General features: G+C 51.1%; 4 protein-coding genes. All 4 read left to right on the top strand.

Annotated elements, in window-relative coordinates; translation table 11 throughout:
* Nucleotides 1-545: hypothetical protein (locus AC2D8U_RS20605; RefSeq protein WP_484620959.1), on the top strand; the 545-nt coding region annotated here is incomplete at its 5' end.
* Nucleotides 542-1213: a hypothetical protein gene (locus AC2D8U_RS20600; RefSeq protein WP_484620958.1), complete on the top strand. Its 672-nt coding sequence runs from the start codon at nucleotides 542-544 to the stop codon at nucleotides 1211-1213. The genes AC2D8U_RS20605 and AC2D8U_RS20600, both read left to right, overlap by 4 nt.
* On the top strand, nucleotides 1194-2138 hold the full coding sequence (locus AC2D8U_RS20595; protein WP_484620957.1) for a hypothetical protein: 945 nt from the start codon (nucleotides 1194-1196) through the stop codon (nucleotides 2136-2138). Before AC2D8U_RS20600 ends, AC2D8U_RS20595 begins: the two co-directional genes overlap by 20 nt.
* A partial coding sequence (locus tag AC2D8U_RS20590; protein ID WP_484620956.1) for a hypothetical protein occupies nucleotides 2132-2437 on the top strand: 306 nt, incomplete at its 3' end. The genes AC2D8U_RS20595 and AC2D8U_RS20590, both read left to right, overlap by 7 nt.

Here is a 2437-nt window from a genome sequence, read left to right as displayed (position 1 = left end):
CAGGTAAAGCGTCGTCATCGAGTGCCGGTCAGGCGGTCAGCAGCAGCCCCGCCGCACCAGGTAAAGCGTCGTCATCGAGTGCCGGTCAGGCGGTCAGTAGCAGCCCCGCCGCACCAGGTAAAGCGTCGTCATCGAGTGCCGGGCAGGCGGTCAGCAGCAGCCCCGCCGTACCAGGTAAAGCGTCGTCATCGAGTGCCGGTCAGGCGGTCAGCAGCAGCCCCGCCGCACCAGGTAAAGCGTCGTCATCGAGTGCCGGTCAGGCGGTCAGCAGCAGCCCCGCCGCACCAGGTAAAGCGTCGTCACCCAATCTGGAGCCTGGCAATGTTCAGAGTGAACCAGATAAAGCGTCGGCTCAAAGCATTGAGCAGCCAGCTAAGAATCTTACACCCAGTGCGACGGCTGCGATGCGGCGACAAGAAGAAGATCGCGAGCTGGGAATGACAGAGAATGAAAACGAAGCCAATGGGGATGATGAAAAGGCAAAGGCACGGCGAGCCGCGATCATTAACCAAATACGCCGTAAAAAAAGGAGTGACGAGCAATGACAGTAAAAAATGCAGGAACGCGGCGCGTTGGGGGGCATGGGGCGATTGGAGCGTACTTTATTAAACTGGCACAGTTCGGCGGTGCAGGTTGGTTATTGGCGTTGTTCTTTTTAATCTGCTTGATTTTTACATCGTGGTATCACTCAATAAAGCCGACTGAAATCATGGTGGTTGATCAGCAAGGCAACTTTCTTGGATATGTTAACTTTCGAGATCCATTGGCAAGGACAGAGCAAGAGTTGATTGGAGCCGTTAAACGGTTCGGGAATTGCTATTGGTCGCTTAACTCTGCGACGATTCGGGATGATGTGGCGTGCGTTTTGTCAATGATGGACACTAAGCCGATGAGTGGGGTTGATTATTCACTGCGAGATTCACACATGGAATCTTTGCGTGCCAGTAATTTCATTAGCACAGTGGAAAACGCCCAAAATAAAACCTCGGTGAGTTTTGTGGATGATGAAATAGAAATATTAGAAACCAAAACGGTCCATGATGGAAATGGTGAGCAGTTTGTGGCTGTTAGGGCTGTTCTAGCGGGAGAGATTGAGGCGTTAGGAACTCGCAAGAAAATAAAAGAATTTCGTCAAGAAATAACGTTAAGGCTTGTTCCTAGAACCGATTTTGCCAGTACGGGGGTGCTTGTCCATGCGTTGCGGGATATTTAAAGTAATTGCGGTGATGTTGCTATTGGTGCAGTCAGCGATTGCCGCCCCGATCACCCAGTCCTGGGAGTTGGGGCAGGATACACGAAAGGTGTTGCATTTGGTGCCTGATCTCGGGGTGAGGCTGATCTTTCCTTTTCAATTGACCGATCCCAACTTTGAGCCAAGTTTGTCGCTAACCATGACAAACCCGGTTTATTACACGGTGCCCGCAATTTCTGGTGTGGTGGATGCCTCTATTTTGCAAAATCAATTGACGATCATGGTAAAGCGAGAGGTATTAGAGTCAGCCATTGATCGCACTTCTGGCCGTTTGATGAATCCATTTTTAGGGTATTTGTATGTGAGTGTGGGCGGTTTCAACTTAACACTAGAGTTACGCTCAACCTTGGATCGGTCCTTAAGCTTCGCCAATGTCGTATTTCAGATCTCGGAAGAAGAACGAGGCTACTTGATCGGGGAAAGTGTAAAGCGCCAGGTGGCCGCGATCGAACGCGAGTATCAGAAAAAGGAGAATGAACTGGAACAACGGGCGCGGGATCGAGCAATGAGTTTGGTCGGTGAGCTTTCCATGAGTGGGCCGCAGCGTAACCGAGTACGACAGCGCAAAGAGATCCGTACCGATGACGGCTATTTGATTGAGGTGTATGTAAGGGAAGTTGAGCAATACCAGTCATTTAGCAATCTGATCTTTGATATAGCCAATCAAAACACAGATCCCATCAGTTTGCGGGGGCTCGCTTTGTACCGGATCGATGATGAAGATGGCCAGGATCCCGTTACTACGTTTCATCGTTGTGAGCAGACGATCCCGCGATTCGGCCAAGTTCGGTGCGTGATGACAACACAAGAGTATCGGTTTAGTGATGCTATGCGCTTGGGAATGCGCCTTGATACCAGCGTCGGCTCAGGAGAGATCCAATGGTAAATCGAATCAGTCTTGGGGTGCTCTTAGGGTGTTTGGTTTGTACTGGTGCTGTGGCTTCTGGCGGGTTTGAAGATCAGGTTAAGAAGATCGCACGCGAAAGCGATCGAGAAGCCAAAGCGAAAGCAGGTCGGCAACAATCTGAGCCAGATAAGATGCTTGATCTTCTGAGTGTGATGGTGATGGCCAAAAAAGAGCAGAGCGGGCCACATGGCGAACAGCTTGGGCCGGATGGTCAGCCGTTGCTTGGCCCTAATGGCGAACTCCTGGGGCCGGATGGTCAGCCGTTGCTTGGCCCTAAT

This window comes from Ferrimonas sp. YIN67 (assembly GCF_057219095.1).
Note: the sequence above shows the minus strand (reverse complement) of the source record. Positions and strands in the feature narration are given on the sequence as shown.